This is a genomic window from Streptomyces sp. TS71-3 (assembly GCF_018327685.1).
GTDB lineage: Bacteria > Actinomycetota > Actinomycetes > Streptomycetales > Streptomycetaceae > Streptomyces.
This window is the reverse complement of sequence record NZ_BNEL01000003.1, coordinates 1,620,524-1,644,651: the sequence shown is the minus strand read 5'-3', so window position 1 is coordinate 1,644,651 and position 24,128 is coordinate 1,620,524. Positions and strand designations below refer to the sequence as shown.

21 protein-coding genes are annotated in these 24,128 nt (G+C 74.5%); 9 read left to right on the top strand and 12 right to left on the bottom strand.

All coding sequences use genetic code 11. The annotated features are described in order from the left end of the window. Positions 1-258 precede the first annotated feature (258 nt). Both Sm713_RS31280 and Sm713_RS31275 read right to left on the bottom strand, forming a co-directional pair. Positions 259-723, bottom strand: a complete 465-nt coding sequence (locus Sm713_RS31280) for an indole-3-glycerol phosphate synthase (protein WP_212913335.1) — start codon at positions 721-723, stop codon at positions 259-261. A 407-nt stretch (positions 724-1,130) separates the two neighbouring features. Further along, positions 1,131-2,180 (bottom strand): pyrimidine reductase family protein, encoded by a 1,050-nt coding sequence (locus tag Sm713_RS31275; RefSeq protein WP_212913334.1) that lies wholly within the window; start codon positions 2,178-2,180, stop codon positions 1,131-1,133. A gap of 169 nt (positions 2,181-2,349) precedes the next feature. On the opposite strand from Sm713_RS31275, the gene zapE reads away from it, so the two are divergent. From zapE to Sm713_RS31255, 4 genes are all read left to right on the top strand, one after another. Beyond that, on the top strand, positions 2,350-3,429 hold the full coding sequence (gene zapE, locus Sm713_RS31270; RefSeq protein ID WP_249417066.1) for a cell division protein ZapE: 1,080 nt from the start codon (positions 2,350-2,352) through the stop codon (positions 3,427-3,429). 135 nt (positions 3,430-3,564) lie between these two features. Continuing rightward, positions 3,565-5,253, top strand: coding sequence for a DUF4157 domain-containing protein (locus Sm713_RS31265; protein WP_212913332.1), 1,689 nt, complete (start codon positions 3,565-3,567; stop codon positions 5,251-5,253). A 25-nt stretch (positions 5,254-5,278) separates the two neighbouring features. Then, entirely contained in the window at positions 5,279-5,974 is a 696-nt protein-coding gene (locus tag Sm713_RS31260) for a hypothetical protein (protein ID WP_212913331.1), read from the top strand. Between the two features lie 114 nt (positions 5,975-6,088). Then, entirely contained in the window at positions 6,089-6,307 is a 219-nt protein-coding gene (locus Sm713_RS31255; protein WP_212915159.1) for a hypothetical protein, read from the top strand. 84 nt (positions 6,308-6,391) lie between these two features. Here Sm713_RS31255 and Sm713_RS31250 read toward each other — a convergent pair whose 3' ends face one another. Next, positions 6,392-6,796: a hypothetical protein gene (locus Sm713_RS31250; RefSeq protein ID WP_212913330.1), complete on the bottom strand. Its 405-nt coding sequence runs from the start codon at positions 6,794-6,796 to the stop codon at positions 6,392-6,394. A 381-nt stretch (positions 6,797-7,177) separates the two neighbouring features. On the opposite strand from Sm713_RS31250, the gene Sm713_RS31245 reads away from it, so the two are divergent. Continuing rightward, positions 7,178-7,864, top strand: coding sequence for a peptidyl-tRNA hydrolase (locus Sm713_RS31245; RefSeq protein ID WP_212914970.1), 687 nt, complete (start codon positions 7,178-7,180; stop codon positions 7,862-7,864). Between the two features lie 137 nt (positions 7,865-8,001). On the opposite strand, the gene Sm713_RS31240 is transcribed toward Sm713_RS31245, so the two are convergent. From Sm713_RS31240 to Sm713_RS31215, 6 genes are all read right to left on the bottom strand, one after another. Next, positions 8,002-8,700 (bottom strand): class I SAM-dependent methyltransferase, encoded by a 699-nt coding sequence (locus Sm713_RS31240; protein WP_212913329.1) that lies wholly within the window; start codon positions 8,698-8,700, stop codon positions 8,002-8,004. Positions 8,701-8,977: 277 nt separating this feature from the next. Continuing rightward, positions 8,978-9,628, bottom strand: coding sequence for a response regulator transcription factor (locus tag Sm713_RS31235; RefSeq protein WP_212914969.1), 651 nt, complete (start codon positions 9,626-9,628; stop codon positions 8,978-8,980). A 41-nt stretch (positions 9,629-9,669) separates the two neighbouring features. Then, complete coding sequence (locus tag Sm713_RS31230; RefSeq protein WP_212913328.1) at positions 9,670-11,013, bottom strand: sensor domain-containing protein; 1,344 nt, start codon at positions 11,011-11,013, stop codon at positions 9,670-9,672. A gap of 253 nt (positions 11,014-11,266) precedes the next feature. After that, a complete protein-coding gene (locus tag Sm713_RS31225) occupies positions 11,267-12,613 on the bottom strand; it encodes an ABC transporter permease (protein WP_212913327.1) in 1,347 nt (448 codons plus the stop codon). Further along, the gene (locus Sm713_RS31220; protein WP_212913326.1) at positions 12,610-13,350 is read right to left on the bottom strand and encodes an ABC transporter ATP-binding protein; all 741 of its coding nucleotides are present in this window, start codon (positions 13,348-13,350) and stop codon (positions 12,610-12,612) included. Before Sm713_RS31220 ends, Sm713_RS31225 begins: the two co-directional genes overlap by 4 nt. A gap of 415 nt (positions 13,351-13,765) precedes the next feature. Then, positions 13,766-14,314 (bottom strand): flavoprotein, encoded by a 549-nt coding sequence (locus Sm713_RS31215; protein WP_212913325.1) that lies wholly within the window; start codon positions 14,312-14,314, stop codon positions 13,766-13,768. 568 nt (positions 14,315-14,882) lie between these two features. On the opposite strand from Sm713_RS31215, the gene Sm713_RS31210 reads away from it, so the two are divergent. Further along, complete coding sequence (locus tag Sm713_RS31210) at positions 14,883-16,364, top strand: DUF692 domain-containing protein (protein WP_212913324.1); 1,482 nt, start codon at positions 14,883-14,885, stop codon at positions 16,362-16,364. A gap of 51 nt (positions 16,365-16,415) precedes the next feature. On the opposite strand, the gene hemQ is transcribed toward Sm713_RS31210, so the two are convergent. Together hemQ and hemG are read right to left on the bottom strand one after the other, a co-directional pair. After that, positions 16,416-17,159 carry a hydrogen peroxide-dependent heme synthase gene (hemQ, locus tag Sm713_RS31205; protein ID WP_212913323.1) on the bottom strand — a complete coding sequence of 248 codons (744 nt, stop codon included), beginning with the start codon at positions 17,157-17,159 and terminating at the stop codon, positions 16,416-16,418. A gap of 4 nt (positions 17,160-17,163) precedes the next feature. Further along, positions 17,164-18,714 carry a protoporphyrinogen oxidase gene (gene hemG / locus Sm713_RS31200; protein ID WP_212913322.1) on the bottom strand — a complete coding sequence of 517 codons (1,551 nt, stop codon included), beginning with the start codon at positions 18,712-18,714 and terminating at the stop codon, positions 17,164-17,166. Positions 18,715-19,097: 383 nt separating this feature from the next. Between hemG and Sm713_RS31195 the strand changes: the two genes are divergently transcribed. Beyond that, positions 19,098-20,225 carry a DUF4349 domain-containing protein gene (locus Sm713_RS31195; RefSeq protein ID WP_212913321.1) on the top strand — a complete coding sequence of 376 codons (1,128 nt, stop codon included), beginning with the start codon at positions 19,098-19,100 and terminating at the stop codon, positions 20,223-20,225. A gap of 30 nt (positions 20,226-20,255) precedes the next feature. Then, positions 20,256-21,650: an FAD-dependent oxidoreductase gene (locus Sm713_RS31190; RefSeq protein WP_212913320.1), complete on the top strand. Its 1,395-nt coding sequence runs from the start codon at positions 20,256-20,258 to the stop codon at positions 21,648-21,650. Positions 21,651-21,737: 87 nt separating this feature from the next. On the opposite strand, the gene hemE is transcribed toward Sm713_RS31190, so the two are convergent. Continuing rightward, positions 21,738-22,745, bottom strand: coding sequence for a uroporphyrinogen decarboxylase (gene hemE / locus Sm713_RS31185; protein WP_249417064.1), 1,008 nt, complete (start codon positions 22,743-22,745; stop codon positions 21,738-21,740). Positions 22,746-22,986: 241 nt separating this feature from the next. Between hemE and Sm713_RS31180 the strand changes: the two genes are divergently transcribed. Beyond that, entirely contained in the window at positions 22,987-23,676 is a 690-nt protein-coding gene (locus Sm713_RS31180) for a DUF3000 domain-containing protein (RefSeq protein WP_212913318.1), read from the top strand. The last annotated feature ends 452 nt before the right edge of the window (positions 23,677-24,128 follow it).

The following is a 24,128-nucleotide window of genomic DNA, read 5'->3' as shown; positions in this document are numbered from 1 at the left end:
GGCGCCGGCGCCGGCTATGCACGCGGCGTGCAAGGGGTGGGGCGGACGGACATGGGCCCCGGTGCCCGGTGCTGCCGGCCGCACGGTCACCTGGAGGCCCAACGGGGCCAAGGGACCAACGGGACCAAGGAGCCAGCGGGACCAGGGAGGCCAGCCGGACCAGGGAGGCCAGCGGGAACAGGTGCAGGAGGCCAGGAGGCCAGCCGGACCAGGGGGCCGGCACGCATCTGAATACTCAGCGCCTTGAGTGCGCGCGCACTACGCCTTGCTGTGCGAGAAGAGCTTCAGCACGGGCACGCCCACCTTGTGGCGGGCCCGCGACGCCCAGTCGCGGTGGAAGAACTCCTCCACGTAGTGCGGATCGGTCAGCACGATCACCTCGTCGGCCTCGGCCTCCTCCACGATCGACTTCAGCTCGTCCAGCGGATGGTCCTCGATCAGCCGCCCCTCCGCCTCGCACCCCGCCGCGTGCAGTGCGGCGAGCGAGACCTCCAGCGCCTGCTCGGCCTGGCCCTCCGCCTCCGGGGTGGCGCGCTCGTGCGCCGCCTCGTCCAGCTCGCCCATCGCCACGTCGTCGATGGCTCTCAGCAGCCGGTCGGCCTGGTCGCCACGGGGCTGGAGCATCACCTGGAAGGCGACGCCCTCGTCTCCGTGCAAGGTGGTGACGAAGTCGACGTCGGCGGTTGTCAGGGCCTTTTCGATCATCAGTACGCTTGTGAACACGTCAGACGCCCCTCTCCTCCTCGGGCCCGTCCTTGTCAGGCCCTGCGGAAACCATCCTGCCCCTTGGGCGCGGACGCTCGGTGGCTTTCCGTGTGCCCGGCGACGGCTATGCGGAACTTCTCGTTCTGACTTCCACCGGGATCGGAACGGAGCACGAAACCGCTGGCCAGAAGGGATTCACGGGGAATGTCCAAGAGGACTCATATGGTCGGCAGTGCCCGCGGCGGCAGGGGGAACACCTGCACCACGTTCACTAATTCGAGTATGTGCCCCCGAGCGTTCCCGACCGTTTCTCTTGTGATGTCGGCATATTTCGACCGTTGTATTGGTGAAAACGTCTGCACACCGACGTCCTATGACTCTGCTGTCTCTGCGCACCGACGTCCCATGGCGTGGACGCCTCCGTTCTATGACGCGGACGCCTCCGTTGACCGCCGGTAACGGGTGAAGAGAAAGCCGTCGTCCTCCAGGACGGAAACCAGTTCGAAGCGGCGCGGCACGGCCACGTCCGGCCCCAGCGCGATGCGTGAGGCCCGGCCCGCGGTGAGGACCGGGGACAGCGTCAGGCAGAGCTCGTCCAGCGCGTCCTCGGCCACGAACTGGCCGAGCAGCCGCGGCCCGCCCTCCAGCAGCATCCGCCGGTGACCGCGCTCGGCCAGCGCCCGCACCACCTCCCCCGGGTCCACGCCGGCGCCCGCGCCCGCGAACACCACCTGCGCGCCGGCGGCGCGTGCGGCGGCCATCCGGTCGCCCGGCGCCGCGGCGCCTGTGACGAGCAGCGTCGGCACCAGCGGCTCGGTGAACAGCGGACGGGAGAAGTCGAGGTCCAGGCTGGCGCTGACCACCGCGATGGCGGGCGCCGGCCCCTGCCCGGCCGCGGCCCGGCGCGCCTCGAACGCCTTGCGTGCGCGTGCCGGGCGGTAGCCTTCGCCGCGCGCGGTGCCCGCGCCGACGATCACGACGTCCGCGAGGGCCCGCAGCACCCCGAAGACGCGCATGTCGGCAGGGCTGGAGAGGGGCGCGGAACGGCCCTCGTGCTCGCCCGCGCCGTCCAGGCCGGAGACCATGTTGGCGCGCAGCCAGGGGCTCGGGCGGGGGGCGCCCTCCGCCCGAACACGGTTCCGGTCCCGGTCCCGGTTCCCTTCCGCTTGCGGGTACGCCTCCGCCTCCGCCTCCGGGTATGCGTAGGCGTCGGCGAGCTCATCGAGGTCCCATCCGGAGCCTTCCGGGGGCTCGGGGCGCCCGGATGCTCCTCCGCCCGGCACCCGCCCGGCCCCCGGCACCACGCCGGCCTCCGGCACCGCACCGGTCCCCGGCGCCGCCCTGTCCCGACCTGCGACTCCGGGCTCCCGGGCCGCGGACTCCCCGCCGGCCCCGGCCTCCGCCACCGCCTCGCCGACCCCCGGACGCCCCGTCCTGCCAGGTGTTTCTTCGGTCACAGGGAAGAGTCGTCGCATGCCGTGCAGTCTCGCACGGTGCTTACGCTGGGGAAGCGTGTCATGGTCCCCCGCCTCCCCCGGCAACGCGTCCTCCGGGAATGCCGCCTCCGCAAGCACCTCCGCCGGTGGCATCACCCCCGGGAACGCCTCCCGGCCCGCCCCCGAGCCGGCGTCCCTGGCTGCCCGGATGCCCGAGGCCGGCGCGGACCGGCTGGTCGCGGAGCTGGTGCCGCCGCCGCGGTTCGGCTCGGCGCGCTTCGCGACGTACGCACCGGATCCGGGGATCCCCAGCCAGGCTGCGGCCGTGCAGGCGCTCACCGCCTTCGCGGCGCAGGTCGGCGGCGCGGGCGGCGGACGGTCGGGGCGGTCGGGGCGGTCGGGGCGGTCGGGGCGGCGACGGTGGTTCGGGGCGCGGACGGCGCCGGGGGTGGATCCGGGCGGCGTGTATCTCGACGGCGGGTTCGGCGTCGGCAAGACGCACCTGCTCGCCGCCCTCTGGCACGCCGCCCCGGTGCCGGCCGCGTCCAAGGCCTTCTGCACCTTCTCCGAGCTGACGCACCTGGCGGGGGCGCTGGGCTTCCAGGCAACGGTGCGGGCGCTCGGCGGGCACCGGCTGCTGTGCATCGACGAGTTCGAGCTCGACGATCCCGGGGACACCGTCCTGGTCTCGTCCCTGCTCGACAGGCTCGGCGACGCGGGGGTGGCGCTGGCCGCCACCTCCAACACGCTGCCCGGCAGGCTCGGCGAGGGACGGTTCGCGGCCGGGGACTTCCTCCGCGAGATCCAGGGCCTCGCGGCACGGTTCAGGACGCTGCGCATCGACGGGCCCGACTGCCGGCACCGCGGCCCGGAGCCGTCCCCGTCGCCGTCCTCGCCGGAGCAGGTCGCCGGCGCCGCGCACGCCCTCCCCGGGGCCAGTCTCGACGACTTCCCGCGGCTGCTCGACCACCTGTCCCGGCTGCATCCGAGCCGGTACGGGGCGCTGCTCGACGGTGTCTCCGCGGTCTGCCTCACGGACGTGCGGCCGGTGCCCGACCAGGCGGCGGCGCTGCGGCTCGTGGTCCTCGCCGACCGGATGTACGACCGTGAGGTGCCCCTCTTCGCGTCGGGCGAGCGGCTGGACCTGCTCTTCGGCGAGGAGATGCTGGCGGGGGGCTACCGGAAGAAGTACCTCCGGGCGCTCTCCCGCCTCACCGCCCTGTCCCGGGAGGCCCGGCGGCCGGCCGTTCCCCCGGTGCCGCCCGCCCGCCGCCCAGCGGAGGGCTGACGGCGCGCGCCGTACCCCCGGTGCTGCCCGATCGGGCACCATCGCTGCCCCCGCGCCTCTGCCTGCGGGTACCCGTCGTGCCGTATCAAGGAGGGACATGCGGTTCGTCTCCGTCCGGCTCCGGAAAGGCAGTCCATGCGCACGCACAGCCCAGCGGAAGCCCAGGGCAGGCAGCGGCAGGCGTCGGCGCCCGGCGCGGGGCGGTCCCGAGGGGCGGCCGCCACGCAGGCTGCCGCGGGCCGTGGCGCGGCCGTCCCCGCCCGCCTCACGCCCGACGCGCTGAGGGCCCTGCAACGCACGGCGGGCAACCGCGCCGTGACGCGGATGCTGCGCGACGCCCGGCACCGGACGGCCGAACCGCTGCAGCGTGCCGCCGCCGAGGAGGAGGCCGCCGCCGCGCAGCGCTCGGCCGTGACGGGCGTGCTGCGCGGCCCCGGACGGCCGCTGCCCGGGGCGCTGCGCACCGAGATGGAGGCCAGGCTCGGCGCGGACTTCCAGGACGTCCGGCTGCACACCGGCCCCGCCGCCCGCGCCTCGGCCGCCGAGGTGGGCGCCGGCGCCTACACCTCCGGCAGCCATGTGGTGGTCGGGGACGGCGGCGCCGACAAGCACACGCTCGCCCACGAGCTCACCCACGTCATCCAGCAGCGGCAGGGCGCCGTCGCGGGCACCGACAACGGCGCGGGCCTCAGCATCAGCCACCCCGCCGACCGCTTCGAGCGCGCCGCGGAGGCCAACGCCGCCCGGGTCATGGCACGCCCGCGGCCCGGTGCCCCGGCCGCCGGGTCCCCCCGGCGCCCCGGCACGCGCCCCGCGGAGGAGGAGGCCGAGCCGCCGGCCACCGCCCGGGCCGCCGGTCACGGCACCGGCCACGTCCAGCGCCGCTTCGCCCCCTTCAGCGGCGGCACGGCATCCGCGGTCGACGTGGCCACGCTGGCCCCGCTCGACACCCTCTTCTCCAACGGCCTCACCTACGCGGACGGATGCACCCTCGGCAACTCGGTCAACCTGGAGCAGCTGCTGAGGCAGACGGGCGGCGGCTCGGAGCCCGGCTACCCGGAGGGATTCGAGGAGATCCGCCTCGTCGACCAGTACCTGCTGTGGGAGAACCGCCAGCAGGTCTCCACCGCCATGCACGCCATCAACGGCGACTTCGTGGCGGGCGCCAACAACACCGCCGGCAACATCTTCATGGGCACCGCGCAGGCCAACAAGACCCATCTGAACGAGGTCGAGGCGCCGATCCGCAGCGCCATGCAGGGCACCGCGAACCGGGGCGTCGCCGTGCGCTACCAGAACGCGATGCGCACCTTCCAGCCCCAGCACCCACCGGGCGCCCCGTGGATCCAGATGTGGGACAACCCGGGCGCCGACATCCCGGGTACCGAAGCGGGCGGCAAGAAGCTGCCGTTCGTGGTGGACAAGGGCCAGAAGGTCACGCACCACGTCGACACCGGGAAGCCCGCGGAGAACCCCAAGGCGTTCCCCAGGATCACCCGCTACAGCGTCGTGCCGACGTACGTGCAGGGCTACCTGCCGCCGTACATCCTCCGCAACCTCGCCAACGCGGACCAGCAGATCCAGGACGCCAAGGCGGACCTCGCCACCCTGGGCCAGCAGACGCCGCGGGACCAGAAGAAGATCGACGAGCTGGCGGACCAGATCGCCAACGAGGAGGACGCCGTCGCGCTGCTCAGGGCGAACGGGCCGAGCCTCTTCCCCACGCGGTTCACCTGCACGGCCGAGTACTGGCTCGCGTCGTACGACCCCTCGGCGCCCTGGACGGTCAGCCAGGAGAGCCAGGTCCTCGACGCCCAGGAGTGACGTGACACACAGGAGTAGTGAGCCGATGCCCGCCTCGCCGGCCGTCTTCCTCACCGCCGCGCAATGGGACCGCGCCTCGCTGACGGCGCTCGACCGGAGGCTGCGCCGGCGCGGGGTGCGCACCGGAGTGGACCCCGAACGCGTCCAGACCGACGACCTCCTCCCCGAGCCGGTGCTCCAGGACCTCGGCGCGTGCGACGCCCTCGTCGCGGTGTGGAGCGAGGCCGCGGCCGGGGACCCCTTCGTGGAGGCCCACCTGGAGACCGCGGCGTCCTTCGGCAAGCGCGCCATCCGCTACACGCCGAACGGCGACGCGCAGTTCGAGACGCTGCTCTGCGATCTCTACGGCGACGCTCCCGTGCCGGCTCCGCGGGAGCCCGCCGGGGTGGCCGTCGATCCCGGGCGGTGGCGGATCACCGACCACGACGCGGCGCTGGAGCTGGACCTCGTGCTCGGCCCCGACGGGCGGGCGACCGGCACGGGCACCGCCCGGGACCGCACCGGGCGGGTGTCCGGAAGCTGGCGGTACGACGCGCCGGAGGAGGAACTCGCCCTCGACCTCCGGATCACCATCGGCCTGCGGCCGACACCCCTGGCCCTGCTGCTCTGCCCCACCGGTCGCGACGGCGACCGCATCCACGCCGCCGACGCACATGGCCTGGCCGCACCTCACACGTACACCGTTGTGCCCGTGTCGGAGAATGGGGCCGACCCGCGGTGAGTGCCGACGCGGGCGCGCGCGGCACGCACGGGCGCGTGGGCACGCGGGCGCGCGAGGGCGGGGCTCGGGCGGGTCGGGTCACTGTCGCGGTCGGGAACGGAACGGGAGCAGCGCATGGTGGACGAGTGCGGGGCCGGTGCGGCCGACGGGACCGCGGCGGCCTCGGTGATCGGGGCGGCTGAGGCGGCCAAGGGGGCTGAGGCGGCCGGGCCGCCGTTCGCCGAGTGCGTGTTGTGCAGGGCCGCCACCGAATACCCCGAGAGCCACCGGGGCATCACGCTCTGCCCGGTGTGCGAGTGGCAGGAGGCGCAGCGGACCGCCTGTTCGGGGTGACGGTCCGGGCGCGGCGCCCGACGCGGCCCCGCGGTGGGCCGTCCGCGCCGCCGCGCACCGGCTTCAGTCGCGGCGGACCCGGCTTCAGTCTCGGCGGGGCGCGAGCGCGCAGGCCAGGACCGTGGCCACCAGCGCTATGGCGGCGCCCGCGGCGAAGGGCAGCAAGGGTGTGCGCACGGTGCCGTCCTGGGAGCCGGTGACCATGTCCATGAGGGCTTCGCGGGCCGGGGAGCCCGCCAGGACCAGTGCCAGGATCACGGCCAGCATCAGCGCCGGCACGGATCGCCCGGGGGTGTGCAGCAGCGGCCTGCTGGTGACGGCCCCGGCCGCGGCGCCGAGCAGGGCGCAGGCCAGCATCGCGAGCAGCCCGGCACCGGCGGCGGGAACTTTGGGGACCCGTACCTGGTGGTCACTGCTCACCGGATCGAGACGGACACGGGCGTCCGTACCGTCGAGGGCGCGGCGACCCGGGGCGTGAAGACGCGTCATGGGCCCCATCCTGGCGGCCCGGACGGACGGAGCCAAGCAGCGCCGGGCGTACGGACTCGTTCCGGCCGTCCAGGGCGGCGGCGCCCGGTGGGGGTTGTCAGGGCGGCGGGGTGGCCGCGACGGCCGGTCGCCGGCCGGCCGGGCGGGGGCCGGCCGGGCGGGGGCCGGCCGGGCGGGGGCCGGCCGGGCGGGGGCCGGCCGGGCGGGCGCCGCAGGTGCCGCGGGGCCGCCTGGCAGACTGGACGCGTGACCAGTCAGAACACCGCCGCCGAGGACAGCGCACCGCGCCAGGAGGCGACCGGCGCCCGGGACCAGGGCGACGGCCAGGACGGCCCGTTCCAGGACGCCGGCCAGGACAGCCCGTTCCAGGACGCCGGCTCGGTGCGTGACGAGGCGCGGCAGTTCGTGCTGCCGATGGTCGTGCGGATCGAGCGCGCCGCTCCCCCGGCCCGCACGGACGCGCTGGAGACCGCTGCCCGTGCGGTGCTGGTGATGCTCAGCGATCCGCGGTCCCTCGGCACGGGACCGTGGGCAGAGGCCGTGCGCGACTGGCAGGACGCACGGATCCGGAAGGTGGTGCGCCGGGCGCGCGGCGCCGAGTGGCGTCGTGCCGAGGCGCTGGACGGCATCACGGTCACCGGCCGGACCGCCGAGGTGCGGGTCTTCCCGCCGGTTCCGCTGGACGGCTGGCCGAAGGACCTGGCCCGGCTCCAGGTCTCGGGCACCCAGCTCGACGACCCGGAACCGCCCGCTGAACCTGACCCCACGGCCCCCGTCCTCTGGATAAGTCCACATGTCGACATGACGGCGGGCAAGGCCATGGCCCAGGCAGGACACGGCGCCCAACTCGCCTGGTGGGACCTGTCGGAACCGGAGCGCACCGCTTGGCGCGAGGCGGGCTTCCCGCTCTCCGTCCGCACGGCCGACCCCGCCCGCTGGCGCACCGTCACGTCCGGCGGCGGGCCCGTGGTGCGCGACGCGGGCTTCACGGAGATCGCCCCGGGCGACACGGTGGCGGTCGAGGGCCACCACCGGGTCGCGGAGTCTTCCGGTGCGCATGGGCAGTAGGACGTCAAGGCCCATGCCGTGGGCGGCCGTGCTTCGTCGATGTCCATCACACCTTCCTTGAGCAGACAGCCGAGTCCCGCGCCGAATCGCTGGGCAGTCGACGGGTACGTGAGCGCTGCGGGGTCACCAGGAACCGGCTACGGCAGTTCGAAGAAGATCATCGGGTTGTGGCTGCTGGTGCGTACCGGGATGTCGAGACCCAGTTCCTCCTTCACCTCTGCCAGATACTCGGTGGCCTCTGGAGCCCTCGCGGTCGACGGCGTGAAGAATTCGATGCCGCGCTCCCCAAGCCACTTGATGACGACGGACCCCTCGCTCAGCGGCTTCGGCCGGCGTCCATGGAACACGTCGTGCACGCTGACGGGTGTCTTCGGCGGGACGACCGGGAAGAGGTTGCCGATGTACCAGCGGGCGAACCGGGCACCGTGGTCGGCGTCGATGAAGAGGTAGGCGGTGTTGTCCGGCACCTTGGCCAGGTTCTCCCGGACGTCCCCCTTGGTGAAGGCCCAGCGCCCGTCGGACAGGTCCGCGGACACGTTCTTCACGGCGTTGTCGACGATGTCGAAGGAGGAGAGGTGCCCGGTGCCGTTGTCACGCAGGGCACTCAGGATCCAGCGGGTGGACCAGCCGTGGAACGTCCCGATCTCCACGACCGCTTCGGGGCGCTGCTCCCGCAGCAGAAGGTACGTGATCTCGGCCTCGTAGTCGTCGAGCTGAGGCTTCATCGCCTTTCCACGTTCCGCGAGGTAACTGCGCTGGGCGTCGCGGACCTTGCCCAGGTCGATCTGGTACTTCACGTACAGACGGCCTATGTATGCGATATCGAGCACGGCCATGAGTCCTCCAATGCCCACTCGGGCCCAAGCACGTTGTTCATGCCGTCGACGCTACGAATTCGCAGCTCAGAGCCACAATGGCGGGCTCCCCCGAAAGGGGGGTCCGGTTCTTCCGAACTCCGGGCCGTTCCCCGGGGGGCGGGCCGGACGGCGTACCGGCGCCCGCGGCGGCGAGAAGGTCTCCCGGTGATCGTCCGCCTCTCCCAGTGGGGGGCAGGGAGGCCGCTCGACTGCTTCGACCGCCCGGGGCCGTACGAGGCGGCTGGTATGACGGCGCTCAGTCGAGCCGGTCGAGGTAGTGCAGGACCGCGAGGACGCGACGGTGCCGGGATTCGGTTCGGGGCAGGCCCAGCTTGTCGAATATCGCCGCGGTGTGCTTCTCCACCGCCCGGCGGGAGACGCCGAGCGCGTCCGCGATGGCCGCGTTGGTGCGGCCCTCGGCCATGGCGGACAGCACCTCGTGTTCCCGTCTGGTCAGCGCCGAAAGCGCCTCGGCCGAACGGCGTGCGGCCAGGAGCTGGGCGACCACCTCCGGATCGAGCGCCGTGCCGCCGTCTGCCACCCGGCGCAGCGCGTCGACGAACTCCTCGATGTCCACGACGCGTTCCTTGAGCAGATACCCGAGTCCGGCGAGGCCGCCCGCCGCGAGGCGGTCGGCATACCGGGTCTCGACGTACTGCGAGAAGAGCAGTACGCCGAGGTCCGGATGGCGCTCGCGGAGTTTCAGCGCGGCGCGCAGGCCGTCGTCGCGGTGGGTCGGCGGCATCCGGATGTCGGCGACCACGGCATCCGGGCGCTGCTCCTCGACGGCGGCGACCAGCGCCTCGGCGTCGCCGACCGCGGCGACCACGTCCAGACCGCGGTCGCGCAGGAGCTGCACAAGCCCCTCGCGGACGACGGCCGCGTCCTCGGCGACGACGATCCGCAGCCGTGCGGTGTGAGGCACGGAGTCCCCCCTGGCTGCGAGACTCACCGGGCCTCCGTCATGGCGTCCGACTCCGCGTCCAACTCCCGGCGGCGAAACGGCAGTTCGACGGTGATGGCGGTGGGGCCACCGTCGGGGCTGACGATCGACAGGCGTCCGTCCACCGTACTGACCCGCTCTGCGAGGCCGTGGAGCCCGGTTCCGCCGGCGCCCCGTGCCGCACCCTGCCGGCGCAGGTGCGCGCCGCCGTGTCCGTCGTCCCGGACGGTCAGCCGGAGTACGCCTCCGGCGTGCGCGGCATCGATGTGCGCCCCGATCCGGACGGCTGTGGCTCCGGAGTGCCGCGTGGCATTGGCGAGCAGCTCGGCCGCGCAGAAGTAGGCGATCGACTCGATGGCCTCCGGCGGCCGTACCGGCAGATCCGTCTCCGTCCGGGCCGGGATCCCGGCCCGGGCGGCCAGGGTCTCCAGTGCCACGTCAAGACCGTCGTCGAGGGCCGGCGGATGGATACCGCGGATGAGCTCTCGCAGTTCGCCGATCGCGGTCCTGGACTCGGCCAGCGCCGTGTCCACCAGCTCGCGCCCGGAGACGAGTTCGGGCTCCGCACCGGGGAGCCGGGCCAGCCGCTCGCGTGCCCGGGCGAGCGTCATCGCCACCGCGATCATCCGCGCCTGGGCGCCGTCGTGCAGGTCGCGCTCGATCCGCCGGAGGGTGGCGGCGGAGTCCTGCACGGCGAGCGCGCGGGTGTCCTCCAGAACGTGGACGCGGGCGTCGAGCCGGCCGGGCCCGAGCAGTGCGCGGGCCATCGGCCGGACGGCCAGGTTGAGCAGTCCTCGGGTGCACCAGGTGGAGAGCGCCATCGGCAGGAGACCAGCCGGGCAGGTCAGCAGTGCGGCCACCCAGTTGTCGAGGTGGACGCCTCCGATGCCGAGTCCCAGACCGCGGTGTCCACCGTCCGACGTGACCAGCCGCCACCAGATCGGATAGCTCAGCGCGAGCAGTCCGTACAGGCGAACCATCGTGAATACCAGCACCAGTAGCGCCCCGACCGGCATGAAGGCGATCGTGAAGGCGGCGGAGCGCCAGCCGTCGGCATCGGTCAGCGCGGCGCGGGCGCGTTCGAGCAGCCCTTGGGGCGACCGGGGCCGGTGGGGCGGCGGCTGGATCCTCTCGCCCAGCAGCCCGCCGAGCAGCGCGCGGTGCATGGCACCGGTGCCGCGCGCCGCGAGCGGCACGCCGACCAGCAACACCGGGCCGACCAGGACGACCGACGCGAACAGGCCCGAGGCGAGTATCAGAAGCAACGCAGACCCGCAGAAGAACCCGGGCAGCGGTGCGAGCAACCCGTACGCGGCCTCCCCCGGCGAACCGAGAACCGCGCGGAGCATGCCCCGCGTCAAGTGCCTCAGCCGCCGGCACCGCTGCGCCCAGCGGTCCGGCACCGCCCCACCTCCGGCTTCGAAGCCTCGCCCCGTGCCGGGACCGTGATCCCCCTCGGCGGGAGTGCCGGAGGTGGGCTCGGCGGGCGGGGGGTGGCCAGGGGGTTGCCGGTGGGGTGGGTGGTCCATGGGAATCTCCCTCGGCGTGGCACGCCGCTTCGATGCGGTTCCCATCATCACCGACCGCTCCCCTCACGGGCCGTCAATTGCTGTGACGCGTCAGGCCGTCCATCGGTCGCACTCTCAGCATCCGAAGGAGTGGCGCACCTGAGGAGACACCGACGAGCACCGCCCCACCCAGCGCAACCGCGAGCCAGGCCCACCCCGGCACCACGCTCAGCGGGGTTCCGGTGCGGGCGCCGAGCGGCAGCAGCACCGCGCAGCCCGCGGCCACCCCCGCGCCGACCCCGGCCACCGTGATGATCGCGCATTCGGTCGCGACCGTCCTGACGATCTGCAACGGCTCCGCGCCGACCGCGCGCAGCAGCGAGAACTCGTACAGCCGCTCCAGGGACAGCATCACCAGGGTGTTGGCGGCGACCAGTCCGGCGAAACCGACGTAGAGCAGCGTGCCGAAGACCTCGCCCCAGTCCTCCCCGGCCCCGGACCCGGTGAACGAGGGCAACTTGGCCACCCCGAACGCCGTGACCAGCGCGACCGGGGTGATCGCCGCGGACAGCCGGCGCGCCCTCGCCCGGGTACCGGCCACCGCCAGCTCCCCGGGCGCCCCACCGAACGCGCGTAGCAGGGGGGTGCACAGCGCGATCGTGCACCGCCCGATCCACGGCCCGGCGAGGCCGATCGCGACCAGGTAGGCGAGCACCACCAGCGGGATCACCTCGCCCGCGTTCTCGGCCGACCCCCCGCCCGCGACCACGGTCAGCGCGGCCGCACCGGCCAGGGCGACCAGGGACGCCATCCCCCTTACTGCGCCCGCCCGTTCACCGCCCTGGACGGAGGACTCGGCGAGCGCCGCCGACGGCCGGGTACGGGACGCCCGCCATCCCGCGATCCGACCACCGAGCTGTGAGCAGACCAGCAGCATCCCGCCCGCGGTGAGAAGCGACTGCCACCCGGCGTGGAAGGAGACACCGGCCGGGGCCATGCCGTGCGCGGCCAGGCCGTACAGCCAGAAGCGGCCGAGCAGCGCCCCCAGCCCGTATCCGACGGGCAGGGCGGCGAGCGCGGCGGCGAGCGCCTCGACGGCGACCATCCGGCGGATCTGCCGGGGCTCGGCGCCGATCGCGCGCAGCAGCGCGCCCTCCCGCCGGCGTTGGGCCACCGCCAGCGCCATCACCTGGCCGATCACGAGGATGGACAGATAGGCCATCATCTGGCTGAAGGCGATTCCCATGTCGGAGAGATCGGCGAGTTGCGCGCGGGCGGCCGGATCGGCCCCAGGTGGGGCGGACGACGCCGAGACCGTCATCGCGACGCTCGCGACGAGCACTGTCGCGGTGAGCACAAGCGCCGCATAGGTACCCGCCAGAGCGGACGGGCGGGAGCGGACGGCCGCGGTGGCCAGACCGGTGGGACGCAGAACGCTCATCGCACCTGCCCCCTCACTGCCGCGGCGGCGCGCGCGACGCTGCCGGCGGTGAGACTTTCAGCCACGCTGTCCTGGGCCAGCCGCCCATGGGCAAGCCTTAGCACCCGGTCCGCCCGGGCAGCCACCGCAGGGTCGTGCGTGACCAGCACGACAGTCGCCCCCTGCTGGTCAACCGCCTCACGCAAGAGGTTCAGGATCTCGGCGCCCGTCTCCTGGTCGAGGGACCCGGTCGGCTCGTCGGCGAAGACCACCTCGGGCTCGGTGATCAGGGCCCGGGCGATGGCCACCCGCTGCTGCTGCCCGCCCGAGAGCCGGCCGGGACGGGCGTCCTCGCGTCCGTCCAGGCCGACCCGTGCCAGCAGCTCGCGTGCGCGCCCCGGATCGATGCGCCGCCCGTCCAGCCGGAGCGGCAACACCACGTTCTGCTGCACGGTGAGCGCGGGCAGCAGATTGAAGGATTGGAAGACGAACCCGATGTCCGCCCGCCGCAGCCGGGCCAGGCTCCGCTCCCGCATCTCGTTGATCACTCGACCGCCGAGGCGCACCACACCGGAGGTCGGCCGGTCCAGCCCTGCGGCGCACTGCAGAAACGTCGACTTCCCCGAGCCGGACGGGCCCATCACAGCCGTGAGCGAGTGTTCCGGCACCTGGACGTCCACCTCGCACAAGGCGTGCACCGCACGCCCGCCGCGGCCGTAGCACCGGCTGACCCCCTCCAGCTCAAGCACGTTTTTCATGCCATCGACGCTACGAACTCGCAGCTCAGAGCCACAATGGCGGGCTCCCCCGAAAGGGGGGTTCGGTTCTTCCGAACCCCGGGCTGGGCCCGGTCCGCTCCGGGTACGGATCACCCTCGGCGACTGCGGAGATCAGGCCGTGAGGCGGTATCCGTCCGGGTGGTGCGCGTGATGGTTCCTCAGCGCCTCCTGGCGGAGGTGGCGGTTCAGCACGCGGCCCGCCGGCGGCCTCGACGGTGCGGAGGGCGGGGACGGCCTTCCTCATGCGCCGCCCAGCGCCCTGGTACCGGGTCATCCCGCTGTCCTGCCCCTCGGACGGCCCTCTGCCGGGACGGGTTGCCGTGCGGGACCCGGCCATTGCGTCCTCGTCGGCCCGCCGGCCCCCAGCTCGCGGCCTCGTCAGCCCACGCCGCCGTCACCCCCTGTCGCCGTCCACCGCGGCCAGCGCCAGGTGCCAGGGGAACGCCATGCCGCCCGCAGGCGGCTCGCCGGCACCCGCGCTCCCGGCGCCTCCGGGGCGCTCGGAACCGTCGAGGTAGCGCACGCCCTGCGCACGCAGGGCCTCGACGCTGCGACGCACCGCCGGCTGCGCGGCCTGCGCCTCGTTGAAGTAGGGCACCGCAGCGACCGGGACGCCCAGGTTCACGGCCTCCGAGGCGAGCCCCAGGGCCAGGGTGTCGGCGATGCCGTTGCCCCACTTGTTGAGGCTGGTGCAGCTCAGCGGTGCCACCACCATCGCGTCGGCCTTCGGAAGCACGTCCGGCTCCCACGGCAGCTTGTACTGCGAGCGCACCGGATGCCCCGTCAGCTCCACCAGTTCCGTCATCCGCGGCTGCCACCAGCGGGCGGCCGACGGCGTCAGGACCACGCACACGTCCCACCCCGCGGACTGCGCCTGCCGCACCCCCTCGTCGACGTACTGGGCGGGCTCGGCAGCGCAGGCGATCAGATACAGCGTCCTCATGCCGCGAGTATCCACAGTCCATGCCTGCCTGCGGCAACCGCTCCGCCGGGGACGGACGCGGCTCCGGCAGGGACCCACGCGGGATGGCCCCCGGCCGCCGATCCACCGTCACCCGTGGCGACCGTGCCGGACCGCCGCCCGCCCGATAGTGACCGCACCGGACCGCCGCCTCGCGACGTAAAGCTCAAATGTTCCTCTGAAGACGGGGCCCGGACGATTCGGGACACCCCACCCTGGTCATGACAACGACACGGCGCAGAAGGGCCGGGCGCGCCGCGGCGGCGGCGCTCCCCGGGAACGGGGGGCTCGGGGAACGGCGCCGCAGGGGGACGTGGCGCGGCCCGGCCGCACGGTCCGAGGGCCGGCAGACGGCGAGCGGGCAGGCAGCACGCAGCACGCAGCACGCAGCACGCAGCACGCAGCACGCAGCACGCAGCACGCAGCGGAGGGACGCCGGACACCGTCCGGCGGTTGCCGGAAATGGCCGCGGCCGGCCGGCACCATCCGGAACGGCCTTGAACGGCCGGAGCGGCCTGAACGTCGGAGAGGAACAGGAGGGGGAGGGGACATGGAGCGACTGGGAACCGGGATCGGCTGGCGTCCGGAGATCGCCGAGGCGGTGGAGCGCATGCCCGGCATCGACTGGGTGGAGGCCGTCGCGGAGAACGTCTGCCCCGGCCACCTCCCCGACTCCCTGCTCCGGCTGCGCGAGCGCGGGGTGACCGTGGTCCCGCACGGCGTCGCCCTCGGCCTCGGCGGCGCCGAACGGCCGGAGCCCGGGCGGCTCGCCGACCTCGCGGAACGCGCGGAGGCCCTTGGATCACCGCTGGTCACCGAGCACATCGCCTTCGTCCGGGCGGGTGGCGAGCGGACCGCTTCGCCGCGTCTTGAGGCGGGCCACCTGCTGCCGGTGCCCCGGACCCGCGACGCCCTGGACGTGCTCTGCGAGAACGTCAGGATCGCCCAGGACGCGCTGCCGGTGCCGCTCGCGGTGGAGAACATCGCGGCGCTGTTCTCCTGGCCGGACGAGGAGCTGACGGAGGGCCAGTTCCTGTACGAGCTGGTGGACCGGACCGGCGTGCGGCTGCTGATCGACGTGGCCAATCTGCACACCAACCACGTGAACCGCGGTGAGGACCCCGCGAAGGCGCTGGACGAGCTGCCCGTGGAGGCCATCGCGTACGTGCACGTGGCGGGCGGCTACGAGCGGGACGGCGTCTGGCACGACAGCCACGCGCACCCCGTCACCCGCCCGGTGCTCGACGTCCTCGCCGAGCTGGCCGCGCGGACCACCCCGCCGGGCGTCCTCCTGGAGCGGGACGAGAACTTCCCGGCCCCGGCCGAGCTCGAGGGCGAACTCCGCGAGATCCGCGAGACGGTCGCGGCGGCACGCGGCGGCCGGCACGAGACCAAGAGGACCACCGTGGGGGGAACGGCCGCACCGGGGGAAGCGGCCGTCACGGGGGGCGCGGCGGTGGGGGCTTCGGCGGCCGGCAGGGCCGCGGCTCCCGCCGCCGCGACGGCGCCCGGCACACCGGCACCCGCCCCGGCACCGTCCGCCACCTCACCGGGCGGCCCGAAGCCCCCTGACACCCGAGGTACCGGGGCCATCCCAACCGCCCCCGACCCCGCGCGTCAGCGCCTCGCCCTCGCGCAGGCCGCGCTGCTCTCCTCGCTGGTGGCGCGGACGCCCGCGCCGGAGGGCTTCGACCGGGCCCGGCTCGCCGTGCAGAGCCGTGCGCTGGCCCGCAAGCGCGCGGACGTCGTGGCGAAGGTCGCGCCCGAGCTCCCGGAGATCCTGGGCGACGGCTACCGTGCCGCCTTCCTCGCGTACGCCGACGCCCGGCCGCTCACCGGCGGCTACCGCCGGGACGCGCTCGACTTCGCCGAGCACCTGCTCCGCGCCGGGCTCCCCAAGGACTCCGGGGCCGGCGGGGCCCGGCGGCGGCTGACGGCCTGGTGGCTGGAGCGATCGGGCCCCGAGCCGCCGTCCAGCCGCCCGGTCGCCCGGCTGGTGCGGGCTGCCCGGGTGGCGCTGCAACGGGTGTGACACCCGGGGCTCCGGCCGCGGGCAACACCCCCGGCCGGGCCTCAGCGGACGTCAGGCGAGCCCGGCCACCAGGTCGGCGATGGGCTTGCGGCGGCCCGTGTAGAACGGGATCTCCTCGCGTACGTGCCTGCGGGCCTCGGAGCCGCGCAGGTGGCGCATCAGGTCGACGATGCGGTGCAGCTCGTCGGCCTCGAAGGCGAGGATCCACTCGTAGTCGCCGAGCGAGAACGAGGCGACCGTGTTGGCGCGCACGTCCGGGAAGCCGCGGGCCATCTTGCCGTGCTCGGCGAGCAGGGTGCGCCGCTCGTCGTCGGGCAGCAGGTACCACTCGTAGGAGCGAACGAACGGGTAGACGCTGACGTAGGCGCGGGGCGACTCGTCCGCGAGGAACGCCGGGATGTGCGAGCGGTTGAACTCGGCGGGGCGGTGCAGGGCCATGTTCGACCAGACGGGTTCCATGGCGCGGCCCAGGCGGGTGCGGCGGAAGAGGTTGTACGCCTCCTGGAGCTGCTCGGAGGTCTCCGCGTGCCACCAGATCATGAGGTCGGCGTCGGCCCGCAGCGCCGAGAGGTCGTAGGTGCCTCGGATGGTGACGTCCTTGGCGGCGAGCTGGTCGAACAGCTCCTCGGCCTCGGCGATGTGCGCCGCGCGGTCCTCGGGCAGCGCCTCGCGGAGCCGGAAGACGGACCACAGGGTGTAGCGGATGGTGTCGTTCAGGTCCTTGGCCTTCTTGCCGGCGTTCGGGACCCGCTCGGGGGCCTGGGAGTCCCGGGCTTCTGGGGCGGCATCACTCATGGGGCTATTCTCCCGCTCCGCCGTGCAGGCTCTGCACCGGGTTCCGGGTGAGCTCGGCCATGCCGACCCAGTCACCCGCGAGGTGGGCCACGGCGGCCTGGGCGGAGGCGATGCAGGCGGGTATCCCGACGCCGTCGTAGGCCGCGCCGCACACCGCGAGGCCCGGGAGCTTCGCCACGTGGTCGCGGATACGGGAGACGCGCGCCTGGTGGCCCACCGGGTACTGCGGCAGGCCCTCGTGCCAGCGGGTGACGGCGGACGCGACGGGGGTGGCGGCGAGGCCCGTCGCCTCCGCCAGGTCGCCGCGCGAGGCGGCCACCAGGTCGGCGTCCGGGCGCTGGAGGACCTCCTCCTCGCCGTGCCGGCCCACCGAGGTGCGCAGCACCAGCAGTCCGGGGTCCTCCTCGGCGGCCCACGACCACTTCTGGCCGGAGAACGTGGACGCCTTGATGGTGCGCCCGTCGACCGGCGGCACCAGGAAGCCGCTGCCGGCGGGCAGCTCGGCCTCCCGGCGCCGATAGGCGAGCGTCACCAGGGCCATCGACGCGTACTCGATGCCGCTCAGCTCCGCGGCCGCCGCCGGGGACTCGGACTCCAGCAGGCGGGCGGCTGCGGGGGCCGGAAGGGCGAGGACGACCGCGTCGGCGTCGAGGGTGCGGGCGGAAGCGCCCGGAGCGGTCCCTCCCGAGAGCCCGCCGACGCTGATCCGCCACCGGCCCCGGGGCTGCCCCGCCTCCGCCTCGCCGGAGGGCACCCTGCGCAGGGCGGTGACCGGCGAGTCCGTCAGGATCTCGCCCCCACGTGCCCGGATCGCGTCCGCGACCGCCCCCGGCAGGCTGCCCACGCCGCCCTCGATGCCCATGAAGACCGGGCCCGGCTGCTGCCGCCCTGCCGCACGGCTCTGGATCTCGCGCACGCCCTCCGTGAGCGACGTGTGGGTGCGGGCGGCCTCGAAGAGCTGGGGGACGGCGGCGCGCATCGAGATGCGGTAGGCGTCTCCCGCGTAGACACCGCCGAGGAGGGGCTCCACCAGGCGGTCGACTACCTCCCGGCCGAGCCGCTTCGCGACGTACTCCCCCACGGCGACGTCGTCGCCGACCTCCGTGCGGGGCAGGCGGCGGTCCTCCTCGATGCGGCGCAGCCCCTCCTCGGAGAGCACGCCCGCGAGGGCCGCGGCGTCCGCGGGAACGCCCATCACGTGGCCCTTGGGCATCGGCCGCAGCGCGCCGCGGGTCCAGAGCGCGGCGGTGGCCGTGGCGGGCGGCTGGAGCCGGTCGCCGAGGCCGGCCTCCCTGGCCAGCGCGACCGCTTCGGGCCGCCTCGCGAGCATCGACTCCGCTCCCAGGTCCACCCGGACGCCCGCCAGCTCGCCGACGAGCAGCTTGCCGCCCAGCCTCGGCGAGGCCTCCAGCAGCGTCACCGACGCGCCCCCGACCAGCAGGCGGTGCGCCGCCGCAAGACCGGCGATGCCGCCTCCGATCACCACGACACGGCGACCGCCGAAGCCCGCCGCCGTCTCCACGCCCAGCCCCGCTGAGCCGTCTGCTCCACCCATGCCCCCACTCTCTCAGACCACCCCGTCAGCCCGTCCGGGCCTGTGGGTATCCCCCATTCCGCTTCCGCCGGGAGGGCCCCTGCCGCCGGCCGGCCCCACCGAGCACACCGTCATCACCCGGCTCCCCTCAGGCAATGCACCACCCGCCCCCCTTCAAGCACACCGCCACCACCCACCGCGAACCCCCCGCAACCTCCCGAGCCCCCCGCCCCCACAGCGACCGGACGCGAGACCCCCACCGCGATCCGCCTCCCTCGGACGCTCCGCCCCCTGCCCCGAGTCCCGACCGTGACCGCATCGTGGCCGTCCGTCGACATCGCGCCACCGGCTCCGGGCGTCGTAGGAGCGTCCGTCACCACGAGCCCTCGGGGGGTCATCCAGCCATGTACACGTCCCACTCATCCGACACGGCACCCGCGCGTCACCGTGCGTCCGGCCCGGGCCCGGCCGTGAGGGCGCTCGCCGCCCTGCTGCTCGCATCCTCGCTGGCCGTCGCCGGCTGCGGAGCGTCCAGGGACAGCGGCTCCGACAGCGCGGCGGCGCGGCCGGGCACCCAGCAGAAGGCCGACGGCAAGGCACCGGCCGCGGGCCCTGACGGCGCGCCCGCGGGTCCCGCGACCGGGACGGAGGGCGCGGGCGGCGCCGCCGGAGCCGCGCTTGGCGCCGGCGGCGACGGTTCCCAGGGGACCCCCGCCGCCGGCGCCAAGCGCGGCTCCGACAAGGGAACGCCCTCGCTCTCCGGTGTCCACATCGTCCGCACCGCCTCGCTCACCGTCCGCGTCAAGGACGTCCCGAAGGCCGTCGACGAGGCCCGTGCGTCGGTCACCGGCGCGGGCGGGTACGTCGGTTCCGAGTCGACCGACCGCGACACGCACGGGCGTGAGCGCTCCCGCCTGGTGCTGCGGGTGCCGCAGGAGCACTACGACGAGGTGCTCGCGGCGCTCTCGGGCACCGGCACGCTCGTCTCCCGCTCGGTCGAGGCCGAGGACGTCACGGACGAGGTGGTGGACGTCGACAGCCGCGTCTCCTCGCAGCGGGCGAGCGTGGCGAGGGTGCGGGGGCTGATGGACCAGGCCACGGACCTGAGCGACATCGTCTCGCCGGAGGGCGAGCTGAGCTCCCGCCAGGCCGACCTGGAGTCCCTGCTGGCCAGGCAGGCGGCGCTGAAGGACCGCACCTCCCTGGCCACCGTCACGCTCTCCCTCTCCTCGACCGCGTCCGCGAAGCAGCCCGCGCCCCCCGCGCACGGCGGCACGGGCTTCCTGGACGCCCTCGAAGGCGGCTGGCACGGCCTGCTCACCGTGCTGCGCTGGCTGGCGGTGGTGGTCGGTGCGGTCCTGCCGTTCGCGGTGCCGCTGGCGTTGCTGCTCCTGCTGTGGACAAGGGTGATCCGCCCGCGGCGCGCACGGCTGTTCGGGCCCTGGCGGCCGCAGCTCGCGGGCGCCCGGCCCCCCGGGGACGGGAACGGCTCCGAGCAGGGCGGGGGCGACGGGCATGCCACGGCACCGTGACGGCCGGTCCCAGGCCGTAGCGTGTGCCACATGAGCGCACCCAAGCAGCGAGAGCGTCTGGTGGTCATCGGCGGCGACGCGGCGGGCATGTCCGCCGCGTCGCAGGCGCGCCGGATGCGGGCATCGGACGAGATGGAGATCATCGCCTTCGAGAGGGGCGGGTTCACGTCGTTCTCCGCCTGCGGCATCCCCTACTGGGTCGGCGGCACGGTCGACGAGATGGACCGGCTCGTCGCCCGCTCGCCGGAGGAGCACCGCACCCGCGGGATAGACGTCCGCACGCGCACGGAGGTGACCGACGTCGACGTGGCCGGCGGACGGGTGCGCAGCCGCGACCTCGACTCGGGTGCCGAGGCGTGGACCGGCTACGACCGGCTGGTCATCGCCACCGGCGCCCGGCCGCTGCGCCCGCCGCTGCCCGGGATCGACGCGCCCGGGGTGCACGGCGTGCAGACCCTGGACGACGGCAAGGCCCTGCTGGACACGCTGCGCGGTGCGCGGGGCCGGCGTGCGGTGGTGGTGGGCGCCGGGTACATCGGCCTGGAGATGGCCGAGGCGATGCTGCACCGCGGCTACGAGGTGACCGTCGTCAACGCGGGCAGGGCCCCGATGTCGACCCTGGACCCGGACATGGGGCGCCTGGTGCACGACGCCATGACCGGCATGGGCATCACGGTCGTGAACGGCACCGCGGCCACCGCCATCCTGACCGGCGCGGACGGCCGGGCCCGCGCGGTGGTCACCGACGACGCCGAGTACCCGGCGGACGTGGTGATCCTCGGCATCGGCGTACGGCCCGAGACGGCCCTCGCCGGGGAGGCCGGGCTGCCGCTCGGCGAGCACGGGGGGCTGCTGACGGACCTGTCGATGCGGGTGCGCGGGCACGAGAACATCTGGGCGGGCGGCGACTGCGTGGAGGTCCTGGACCTGGTGTCGGGCAGCTTGCGCCATGTCGCGCTGGGCACCCACGCCAACAAGCAGGGCCAGATCATCGGCACCAACATCGGCGGTGGCTACGCGACGTTCCCCGGGGTCGTCGGAACCGCCGTCAGCAAGGTCTGCGACCTGGAGGTCGCCCGGACGGGGCTGCGCGAGAAGGACGCGCTGGCGGCCGGGCGCCAGTACGTGACGGCGACCATCGAGTCGACGTCCCGCGCCGGCTACTACCCGGGTGCCGGCCAGATGACGGTGAAGATGATCGCCGAGCGCCGCACCGGGCGGCTGCTCGGCGTCCAGATCATCGGCCGTGAGGGCGCGGCGAAGCGGGTGGACGTGGCGGCGGTCGCCCTGACCGCGGGCCTCACCGTCGAGCAGATGGTCAATCTCGACCTGGGCTACGCGCCGCCCTTCTCGCCCGTGTGGGACCCGGTGCTGGTGGCGGCACGGAAGGCGTTCCGGGCGGTGCAGGCCGGCACGCGCGCGTGAGCGCGGTCCGGACCGTGCAGGAGCGCGGTCCGGGCGACGCGGACGGTGGGGACGGCGCGAACGGAACGCCCCGGCGAGCCGGGCGAGCTACCGCCTGGTGCGCTCGTGCACGAACTCCACCAGCCGGGTCAGGGCGTCGGGGTCGGTGGCCGGCAGCACGCCGTGGCCGAGGTTGAAGATGTGCCCGCCGAGGCCCTGGGCGGCGTCGAGGACCTCGGCCGCCTTCGCCTGCACGGCCTCCTCGGGGGCGAAGAGCACCGCGGGGTCGAGGTTTCCCTGGAGCGCCTTGCCGGGGCCGACCCTGCGGGCCGCCTCGTCGAGGGGGACGCGCCAGTCGACGCCCACGACGTCCGCCCCGGCCTCCCCCAGCAGGCCCAGCAGCTCGCCGGTGCCGACGCCGAAGTGGATGCGCGGCACCCCGTACCCGGCGACGGCGGAGAACACCTTGGCGGAGGCGGGCAGCACGCTGCGGCGGTAGTCGGACGGCGCAAGCGCGCCCGCCCAGGAGTCGAAGAGCTGCACCGCGGAGGCGCCCGCCTCGATCTGCACCTTCAGGAAGGCGGCGGTGATCACGGCCAGCCGGTCCAGCAGCTCGGCCCAGAGCCCCGGGTCGCCGTACATGAGCGCCTTGGTGCGTTCGTGGTTGCGCGAGGGCCCGCCCTCCACCAGGTAGCTGGCCAGGGTGAACGGCGCGCCCGCGAAGCCGATGAGCGGGGTGGCGCCCAGCTCGGCGGTGAGCTGCCGGATGGCCTCGGCGACGTAGGGGACGTCCTCGGGGGTGAGGGCGCGCAGCCGGTCGAGGTCGGCCCGGGTGCGGATCGGCTCGTCCACCACGGGCCCGACGCCGGGCTTGATGTCGAGGCCGACGCCGATGGCCTTGAGGGGGACGACGATGTCGCTGTAGAAGACCGCCGCGTCCACGTGGTGCCGCCGGACCGGCTGGAGGGTGATCTCGGTGACCATCTCCGGGATCGTGCAGGCCTCCAGCATGGGAATGCCCTCGCGCACCTTGTGGTACTCCGGAAGCGAGCGCCCGGCCTGCCGCATGAACCACACGGGCGTGTGCGGCACCGGCTCGCGGCGGCAGGCCCTCAGGAAGGCGGATTCCCGGGGGCCCTCCTTGACATCCGGCTTGACGCCGCCGGCATCCGGCGCGACGTCGCCCTCGACGTCGCCGTGGGCGGGGAACGCGCCGCCGGAGCGGGCAGCGTGGGGAAGGTCGTTGGCACTCACAGGGCAAAGTCTCGCACGCTGCGGACGACACGATCCGGCCAGCCCGCGCGCCGCCGGGTGTCCCTCCCTGCGCCGGAGCCCGCTTCCCCTTAATCTTCCCCGCATGGCTGCGGCTCAGGGACGACTGTCGGACGGCGCCGACGGAACCAGCGGGACGGACAACGGCACGGGCGGAGCGGGGCAGGCACCGCTGGACGCGGCGGACCCGGTTCCCGCGGCCTTCCGCGGGGCCGTCGACGGGTTGCTGACCGCGCGGCTGCGACCCGGCGTGGAGATCGAGCCGGTCCGCCCGCCGCGCCGGCTCGCCCCCCATGCGTACGCGCTGGAGGCCACGGTCGTCGACGGCGACGACGACCTCGCGGACGGGCGCCTGGTGCTGCTGCACGATCCGGACGGGCACGAGGGCTGGCACGGGGTGTTCCGCCTCGTCACGCTGGTCCGTGCGGAGCTGGAGGCCGAGATGGCCGCCGACCCGCTGCTGCCCGAGGTGTGCTGGACCTGGCTGACGGGGGCGCTGCAGAGCCGGGGCCTCGGGTACGGGGAGCCGAGCGGCACGGTCACCCGGGCCAGCTCGCACCACTTCGGCGGTCTTGCGGAGCGTCCGGCGACGTCGCAGATCGAGATCCGCGCGTCCTGGACACCGCGCGAGGGCCTGGGCGGGGTCCCGGACACGGAGGCGCACCTGGCCGCCTGGTGCGACCTGCTCTGCCAGGTCGCCGGGCTGCCGCCGGCCGCCCCTGGGGACCCCTCCGTGGTGTCGCTGCCGCAGCGCAGGGGGCCGCGGCCGTCCTAGGGAGGGCCGGCGGCCGGGGCCACGGGCCTGGGCCGCGTTAGCGCCTCGCGCGGGCGGCCGGTGCGCGGTCGGTACGACGGCGTGCGGGCCTCCGGTCCGGCGGGTCGGTGCGTCGGCGTGCGGGCCTCCGGCTCAACGGGCAGGTGGGCGGGGGCGGTCGCTCCTGCGATTCGGCACGCAGTGCGGGCCGGCACCAGGTGCCGGCCCGCGCCAGAGGGTCTCCCCGCACGGATCCGCCCTGCTCGGAACCGCTGTGCCCGGCGCCGCGGCACCCGGGCTTAGGCCCCGTGTTCGGGGCGCCCGTGTTCGTGCACGCCGTGTGCACGTGTCACCGTCCCGTGGACGACGGTGACGTCCGGCCCCCGTTCCTCGTTCAACGTCGGCCGGGCTCAACAAATGGCCGGAATCTGCCATCGCCACACCCGTACCGAGAAACGGGCAGCTTCGGGCTG